Source organism: Bacillus sp. EB106-04-04-XG123 (assembly GCF_058791855.1).
The window spans coordinates 1-10,114 of the sequence record NZ_JBYTDZ010000010.1; the positions used below are offsets into that span (position 1 = coordinate 1).

Here is a 10,114-nt window from a genome sequence, read left to right on the forward strand (position 1 = left end):
AACTCTTGATAAGTTAATTCATTATCTTCAAATACAACAGCTTTTGTTTCAGGAGATTTCTTAACTTGTTCTTCAAATTGTGTATAAAGTGTTTTCGTTTTAACATAGTCTTTCTTTGTATCATTAAATTGACGTAATAATTGTTGGCGATCCTTCTCCGAGACTAACTCAATATCCCTTAAACATTTATCTGGCTGTTCTACAATGTCTTGAAGGATAGACATATAGTGGTCGATCATCCGACCAATGGTTTCTTCTTTGAATAAATGAGTACTATATTCCAAAATAAGATGAATTGTTTCACCTTCCAATATAGTCCAACTCATATCCATCTTTGAATTTGACCATTCTATTGGTTTTTCTCTAATTGTTAAATCAGATAACGCCAATTTTTCCTGTCCTATATTTTGCAAAATAAACATCGTATCGAAAAGTGGATTACGACTAAGATCCCTTTCTATCTCCAGTTTTTCAACGAGTTCCTCGAATAAATAATCGGCATTTTCATATACTGAGACGCTTCGCTCTTTTACACTTTGTAAGAACTCTCGAAACGTCAATCCACCTGTGGGATAATTTCTAAAAACTATTGTATTTGCGAACATTCCTATGACATTTTCTAATTCCGGATTTGATCGTCCTACAATAGGCGAACCTATTAGAATATCCTCTTGCCCTGAGTATTTATATAACAATGCATTATAAGCAGCCAGTAAGGTAATAAACAAGGTCACACCTTGGTTTGACGAAAATTCATTTAACTTCTGAGCCAATGTTGGATCAAACTCATACGAATATAACTTCCCATCAAACTTTTGAATAGCTGGACGTGGAAAATCCGTTGGTAAATGTAACACTGGTAATTCTCCTGCAAGCTCCTTCATCCAATATTCTTCCTGCTTATGATAAAACTCTGTTTTTTTGAGTTTTTCTTGCCAGCTTGTGTAGTCTTTATATTGAATTTCTATAGGCTCTAATGGTATCTGGTGATATAGACTTCTTAGTTCCCTCATAAATATCCCCATCGATACACCATCTGAAATGATATGATGCATGTCTATTAACAATAAGTATTTACTTTCTGTTAAATGTACCAGGCCAAAACGACATAAAGGAGCTACATCTAATTCAAAAGCCCTTATAAATGATTGAATAGCTTTTTCTACATCTGTGTCACTATCCGCATAAAAAGACTGAAGTTGACAAATCAGATTCTCATCAATTTTTTGAACGAGCTCATCATCCACCATATGGAATGAAGTCCGCAAGGATTCATGACGACTCACAATGGTTTGTAGAGCGCCTTCCAAGCGTTTAATATCTAAAGCACCTTCGATGCTTAATACCATTGGCATATTATAAGTCATTTTCGTTTCATCTATATGGTGTATAGAGTGTAATCGTTTTTGAACAGATGATGCTGGATAATACTTCTGCTGTTCCACACGTTCAATTGTTGGAAGATACGTCTTTTCGTCTGTCTTTTGAACGTATTCTGATAATTCTTTAATTGTTGGACGTGAGAAGATTTCGTTTATTGGTACTTGTACTTGAAACTGTTTTGAAATACGCGACACCAACATCATGGCTTTTAAAGAATGACCACCAAGTTCGAAGAAATTCGCATGAATACTAATTTGATCAGTTTCAAGTATTTCTCTCCACATCTTTTCGATGCTTTTTTCAATTTCATTTGTCGGTGCCACATACTCCTCTACTGATTGTATTTCCGGTAAAGGTAAGGCCTTTCGGTCCAGCTTCCCATTTGAAGTGAGAGGCATTTTTTCCATCTCGATGATATGAGTTGGCACCATATAATAGGGAAGCCTTTCCAGAAAGTATTTCTTCCAATTAACCGTATTCTTATTAATATCTTTATGAAGTGTAATATAAGCAATTAAATTCATATCTCCTACTATGTTAATCACAGCTTCTTTTACATATGAATGTTGCATTATTAAATTTTCTATTTCTTCTATTTCAACTCTATAGCCTCGAATTTTCACTTGATTATCAATACGACCTAGAAACTCAATATTACCATCAGGTAAAAAACAGCCTAAATCTCCTGTTTTATATAAACGTGTTTTAGAATCATCAAATAAGTTTGGAATAAAATGTTTATCTGTTAACTCACTAGAATTTATATAACCTTGAGCTACTCCTCTTCCCCCTATATAAATTTCTCCTTGTATACCTCGTGGGACAGGTTTTAAATTAGAATCTAATATATATATTTGTGTATCATTTATAGGTTGTCCAATTGGTACTCTCTTTGAATTTAAAATGGAGTAATCAATTAAAAAATAAGTAGCAAAAATAGTTGTTTCTGTTGGCCCGTATACATGAATTAAACGGTTTTCACCTAGTACTTTAACAGCTTTTATTACGTGCTTAATAGATGCTTTTTCTCCTCCGAACAATATATTTTTAAGATTTTTTAAACAAGTAATGTTTAAATCTACTATTTTATTGAATAGAGCTGTTGTGATAAAAGTAATTGTAATACCTTTATTTTCGATCAACTCTGATAAATAAGAAATATTTAATAATTTATCCTCTTGAACAACTACTAGTTCTCCCCCATTTAATAAACTCGAATAAATATCGAATGAAGAACCATCAAATGTACAATTTGACAATTGCAGAATTTTGTCCATTTCATTAATCTCTACATAATTGCTATTATAAACACGGCTAATTATATTTTGATGTGTAGTTAAAATACCTTTCGGCTTACCCGTCGATCCTGAAGTGAACATGACATACGCCAATTCATTACCGAAAATAGGTAACTGTAAATTTAATTCATTTTCTTTTTTAATATCCTCCGTATATTCATCTATATCGATTATAGTTAATTCTTTAGTATCAAGAGTTAGATCATCTTTAGTAATAAATATAGAAATTTTCGAATCTCTAACTAATTGAATTAAACGTTGTTGAGGATATGATGTCTCTACTGGTACATAGGCTGCTCCTATCTTAAGGATGGCTAGCATTCCTATATATAAATCAAAACACCTTAACATTGAAATTCCGACTAAGTCTCCTTGACCCACACCATTATTCAAAAGAAACCGTGCAAGTTGATTAGCTCGTTTATTTAACTCATCATAAGTAAGACTCTGATCCTCAATTCTTATTGCAATTTTATTAGGGAATCTTTTAACTTGTTCTTCAAAGATTTCATGGACGCTTTTATTGGGAAATTCATGATTTTTTATTCCATTAATAGTATTTTGGGATATTAATTCTATCTCACCAATTAATAAATTGGGATCAGATATTATCTGACTAGTGATAAACTTTATCTGATTTAAAATACCATCAATAAACTGCTCTTGATACTTTTCTCCATTAAAAATAATTTTTATTTCAAATTCATTACCTGGCAAAATCAAAATATTGAAATTATAATTGCTCTTTTCATAAACTTCAATATTTGAAACTTTAAAACCTAAATCTTTTTGTCTATTAAATATATTTAAATCTAGGGGATAATTTTCAAAAACAAAAATGTGATCAAAGAGTTGTCTACTCTCTAAACAATTTTGAATATCTACGATAGGAGTATAATTATATTTCTCTGAATCTAATACTCTTTTTTGAACTTCTCTCACCAAATTTTTAAAAGTGTCTTCTTTAGTTTGAATTCTAACAGGCACAGTATTTATAAATAAGCCAACCATTTTTTCTATACCACTGATTTCAGGTGATCTCCCTGAAACTACGGATCCAAAAGTCACATCATTCGTACCATTATATCTTTGCAATAAAATACCCCATATACATTGTAGAACTGTATTTAAGGTTACTTTTAGATCTGCAGCTAATAATTTTAAATTTCGTGTTAACTCTTCACTAAAAATGATGCTTTTCTCGGATCTTATATAATCATGGTTTACACTTAAAGAATTTTGAGCTGGTATTTGCGTATGTTGCTCAATTCCTTTTAAGTAATCTCTCCAGTAATCAATAGATTCATTATGATCTAAATTTTCTAGCCACTTAATATATTTACTATATGGGGTTGTATTATCCACATTAATTTTTTTGTTTTGAATGCTACATTTGTACATTTCGAATAAATCATTTAGTATAATTCCAAAACACCAGCCATCCATTATAATATGATGATGACTCAGAATTAATTTAAATTTTTCCGAATCAATTTTTAAAATACTTAATCTAATTAAAGCGTCCGTTGAAAGATCAAATCCTCGCAAACGATCCTTTTCTTTAAAATCTTCTAAATATTTAATCTTTTGCTCTTTGTCCAGTTTTGAAATATCTTGATATTCTATTATATTTTTCTTATTACCCCATACAATTTGGACTGGTTTACGTATATTGTTATAGAGAAAGTTAGTTCGTAAAACAACGTATTTTTTAATCAATCCATCAAAAGCATTCTGTATATCACTTAACGATATACCTCCTTCCAATGTCAAAATCGTTTGTTCACAATAAAAATCTTTTTCATTAGACTCTAAATTATGATATAACATCCCTTTCTGCAAAGGTGAAAGTTCGTATATATCCTCTATATCTTTGTTATCAATCACTTCTCATCACTTCCTATAAAGTTTAAACTTCTAATTTATTGATCTCATTTAAAATTTCTTCTAGTTCAGCTGTTGACAATTTCGCACTAAAATCACTTGGAGTCGCTTCCGTTTGTTTTTTCTGACTACAGTGTTCAATTATTTCGATTAGCTGGTCTTTAAATTTTCTCAAGAGTTCTTCCATTTCCATTGTAGAATAGAAATTTTTATTAAAAATATAACTGATTTGCAGTTTATTATTGATAATTAACGCATTTACTTCTAATAGATGATCAACGACTGATAAGGGGCTCATAGAATTTCCCATTGGAATAGGAGCTTCATCAAAACCATAAACGTTTTGCTGATCAAATATTCCCATGTAGTTAAAGATTATTTCTGGATTTACTTTAAAATCAATATTCATTTTTAATGATGGTGGTGTTAGATATTTTAGAATTCCATAACCTACTCCTTTATTAGGAATACCATTCAATGTTTCTTTAACATATTTTAAAACATCCGTTAAATCTACAGAGTTTAGTTTGAAAACACATGGATATAGCGAGGTGAACCATCCTATAGTGCGATTTAAACTATCCCCATCAATAACCTCTTCTCTACCATGCCCCTCTAAAGTTAACGCAATATCCTTACTGTTTTTCCAATCTTTTAATATTAAAACTAAAGCAGTTATCAAAATCTGATTTAATTCGGTCCCATAGGCATTATGAACATCTTTTAGTAGAAGAGATGTGTTATATTCGTCAAATTCAATTCCAACTTTTTCATATTCTTTTAAATGAAATTTTCGATTCGCGTTTCTTCTATTGTCTAAAAATAAGGACATTTCTTTTTCGATATTTTCCCAAAAATTTAATTCCTTTATCAGTTCATTGCTATTAGCATATTTCTGCAGTTTCTCACTCCAAGTCTTATAGGATAGCGTTTTTTTAGGTAATTTAATGGTACAGGAACTATTTAAAGATAGTCGATTATATATTGTATTTAAATCTTCAATTAAAATTCTCCAAGAAACACCATCTATAATTATGTGATGAATAATAATTAATAAGTAACTTTCAGATTTAGTGTTAAATATAGTAACATTTATTAATGGTCCTTTTTCAAGGTTCAATTCTCTTTGTAACTGGTTAACCTTATTTTTTATTTTTAACGTTATATTTTCACTCAATGTTAAATCAATAGTGTTTAATTTGTAGTGCTTCTTACTAGTATCTTGTATAATTAATTCCTTTTCTTTTGTAACTTTCATTCTTAATACGTCATGATGTTTTATTAACTGTTCAAAAGTTTGCTCAACAAAGCCAGGTATCCAACCTTCTTTACTTGTTAGTAACATTGTTTGATTCCAATGATGTGGCTCATCCATATCTTTCTCAAAAAACCATTCATGAATAGGAGGTCTAGGGACTTCACCTACTACTTCATGGTTTTCTTCAGTAAAACTTTCTATTTTTTGAAGTTTCGCACTGATTTTAAATATTGTTTGGTTATCAAATACGTCCTTTACAGAGAGTTTAAAATTATTTTGATAAAGCCTCGATATTACTTGCATTGCTTTTATTGAATCTCCGCCCAAATCGATAAAATTATCATGTATCCCTATGTTCTTAACCATCAATACTTCTTCCCAAATTTGAACCAACATTCTTTCAATCGGAGAAATAGACTTATGTTCTGGCTTTCTCTCTTTAACACCTCTATTTATCTCTAGTAAAGCCATCTTATCCACTTTACCGTTTTTTGTAAGCGGCATCTGTTTCACTTCTGTAAGACTAGTAGGAACCATATAGTTTGGTAAGTGATTATGCAAATAATTACGTAATCGCTCACTAGTGATTTTTTCATTAGCAACAAAATATGCTGATAATATCATACGGTCTTGTTGAATTTCATCAGCAATAACTACAATCTCTTTAACTAAATTTTTAGCTAACATAAAATTTTCAATTTCTTCAGGCTCTATACGATATCCTCGAATCTTGACTTGTTTGTCTATTCTTCCTAAATAATCTATGTCACCATTCGGAAGCCATCGAGCCAGATCGCCTGTTTTATATATTTTTTCTCCTGGAATGAATGGATTTTGTACAAATTTTTCTTCTGTCAGTTCTGGTAAATTCCAGTAACCACGTGCTAACCCTTCTCCTCCAATACATAGTTCGCCAGGTACACCTACAGGTTGTAAGTTGTAGTTTTTATCGACAATATATATTTTTTTATTTGGTAGAGGTCTCCCAATTGGTGGCTTTTCCATATCTGAACTGCATGTTGCAACTGTAGAACCGACAGTAGCTTCGGTTGGCCCATATGCATTAATAAAGGTTCTATTTCCCCCCCATTTTTTTATTAGATCAGGTGTACACATTTCTCCTGCTGTAATAATAGTTTTAAGAGCAGGTAAATCTTTATGTGGAAGAACCCTTAACATTGACGGAGGAAAAACAATAGACTCGATTTTCTTTTCTTCTATCCACTTTGTAAATTCATTTCCCGAAAGGACAAGTTCATTTGATACTATATAAAGAGTAGCCCCACTTAAAAGGGTAGGAAAAATTTCACCTACTGCGGCATCAAAACTAAACGAAGAAAATTGTAATACATGGCTTCCTGCTAAAATACCGTAAGTTCTACCTACCAAACAAAAATTTGTTACACTTTTATGCTCAACCATAACACCCTTAGGTTTTCCTGTGGTTCCAGAAGTATAGATAAGATAGGCTAAATCTGTGGACTCATTAATCTCTTTGAGATTTGTTTTAGGATTCTCTGTTAAAGCCAAATCATTAATTTTCACAATCTCACCAGAAAATGTTTCCGGGACGCTTATATTCCCATGGGTCAATACATATTTCGCACCACTGTCCTGAAGCATATACTCAATTCGTTCACTTGGATAAGTAGGGTCGAGAGGTAAATAAGCTCCACCTGCTTTTAGTACACCTAATACTCCCACAATCATCTCAACCGATCGTTCTGTCATAATGCCAATAAAATCTTCTCTTTTTACTCCTTTTTCTCTTAACTTATAGGCTAGTTGATTCGCTTTCTCGTTTAACTCTTGGTAAGTTAATTCATTATCTTCAAATACAACAGCTTTTGTTTCAGGAGATTTCTTAACTTGTTCTTCAAATTGAAACTGAAGTGTTTTATCACGTGAATAATCAACTTCATATTGATTAAATACATTTAAAATTTTATGCTCATCGTCGTCAGTTATCATTTTAATATTGGATAGTTGTATATTAGGATTAGATGTAACTTTCAAAAGAATATGTTTAAAATGAATAAACATGTTTTCTATAGTACTTCTTTTAAACAGATCTGTATTATATTCCACACATATTTGTAATGTTTCACGCTCAACAACTTCCCAAGTCATATCAAACACAGCTTTATTTAGCTCAAAGTCATATTGTTTAAATGAAAGATCTTGTATTTCAAAATTCTCAACATCTATATTTTGTAATGTAAACATAGTATCAAATATAGGATTTCTACTAATATCTCTAGGAACAGAAAGTTTATTTATCAATTCCTCAAGAGAATAATCACCATGTTGATAAATTTCCAGAAATTGATTTTTAAATTGAATTAATAGATTATCAAAAGTTTGTTCTTGAGAAAGTTTAGAGCGAATAGGTAAAGTATTTACAAACATCCCCAACAGAGATTCAAACTCTCTATTATAGCGCCCCATCAAAGTCGTTCCAACAATAATATCCTCTTGTTCGGAATATTTAGACAACAAAACGTTATAAACAGTAAAAAGTAGCATGAATAATGTAACATTTCTATTTTTAGCAAATAATTTTAAATCATTTGTCATTTCTTTGCTTATTTTAAAAATCAGCTTTCTTCCTTTAAATTGTTGTATTGGTGGTCTTTGATAATCTGTAGGTAGTTTTAAGATAGGTAATTCATCTGAAAATTGATGTAACCAAAATTCCTCCTTTTTGCTCCAATCAGTTTGATTTTTTTTTAATTCGCTTTCCCAAACAGAATAATCCTTATATTGTAATTTTGGAGAAGGAATATCTATTCCCTGATATAATAGAGATAATTCTTTTATAAGAATATTCTTAGACATTCCGTCCATAATGATATGATGCATATCTAAAAGTAAGAAGTGCTCATTGTCATTCAATTCAATAACACAGCCTCTTATTTGAGAAGCTTTTTCTAAAGTAAATGGCTTTATAAAATTACGAATTAGATTTAAAGCTTGTTCTTCATTCTCACATTTTAGAGACAACCATTCAAAATCACCATTAGAATGAATCTTTTGTACTACTCTATCGTTGTGCAGATGAAACGAAGTACGTAATATTTCATGTTTTTCAATAAGTTTAGTTAATGAACTTTCTAATAATCTGCCATTCAATTTACCATTAATTTTAAATATTAATGGTAAATTATAAGCGCACCCCACTTCTGGAAGCTGTTGTATTATATATAATCTCTTTTGTATAGTAGAAGCAGGATATAAATTTTGTTCCTTTACTTTTTTAATTTGTTGAAAAGAGGTATTATCCATCTTACATATAAACCTAGCAAGATCTTTTAAGATAGGATAATCAAAAATTTCCTTTAAAGTGACGTTAACATTTAAAACTTGTGAGATGCGAGATCTAAGTAATACGGCAGTTAAAGAATTCCCACCCATTGATATAAAGTTGTCATAAATACCAATTTTCCCAACAGATAATATCTCTTCTAAAATTTCCACTAATAATTTTTCAACAGAATTGGACGCTTCTACATAGTTTTTATTTTTTATTTCAATTTCATTATATTTAATTAATGCTTCTTTATCTTTCTTTCCATTGTTTGTTAACGGGATTGACTTCACCTCTTGAAAAAATGCTGGAACCATATGTCGTGGTAATCTATCTAATAAATAAAGACGTAAATTTTCACTTGAGCAGTCCCCACGTTTAACATAATAGGCAAGTAATGTTGCTTGCCCTTCTTTATTTTTATGATTTAGCACAACTGCTTCCATTATCTGTTTATGTTGTAGAAGACAATGTTCAATCTCACTTGGTTCGATACGGTACCCGCGAATATTAATCTGATCATCTATTCTTCCTATATAGTCTATTGAACCATCTGGAAGCCAGCGAGCCAGGTCACCTGTTCTATACATTTTTTCTCCTGGAATGAAAGGGTTTCTTACGAATTTTTCTTTCGTCAGCTCTGGTAAGTTCCAATAGCCACGCGCTAATCCTTCTCCTCCAATACACAGTTCACCAGGTATGCCTATCGGTTGAACTTGATCATCTTGATTCAAAATATAAACCTTTTTGTTTGGAAATACCTTTCCAATCGTAGGCTTCTCCATGTCAGGAGTACATACGCCCGCTGTACTTCCGATTGTCGCCTCTGTTGGACCGTAACCATTGATAAACGTACGCTCTTTTCCCCATACTTTGACTATATCTGATGTACAAGCTTCTCCCATCACAATAATTGTCTTTAAATCTGGTAATTCTTCATACGGTGTTACCCTCAATACGGAAGGTGGGAAAAAGGCAGTAGTA

The 10,114-nt window shown here is 31.3% G+C and carries 2 protein-coding genes; both read right to left on the bottom strand.

Annotation, left to right across the window (positions count from 1 at the left end; translation table 11 throughout):
• Positions 1-4,568, bottom strand: a 4,568-nt coding sequence (locus AC3WTB_RS19140) for an amino acid adenylation domain-containing protein (protein ID WP_492334103.1), incomplete at its 3' end; no start/stop codon positions are given.
• A 22-nt stretch (positions 4,569-4,590) separates the two neighbouring features.
• A complete protein-coding gene (locus AC3WTB_RS19145) occupies positions 4,591-10,086 on the bottom strand; it encodes an amino acid adenylation domain-containing protein (RefSeq protein WP_492334104.1) in 5,496 nt (1,831 codons plus the stop codon).
• Between the last annotated feature and the right edge of the window lie 28 nt (positions 10,087-10,114).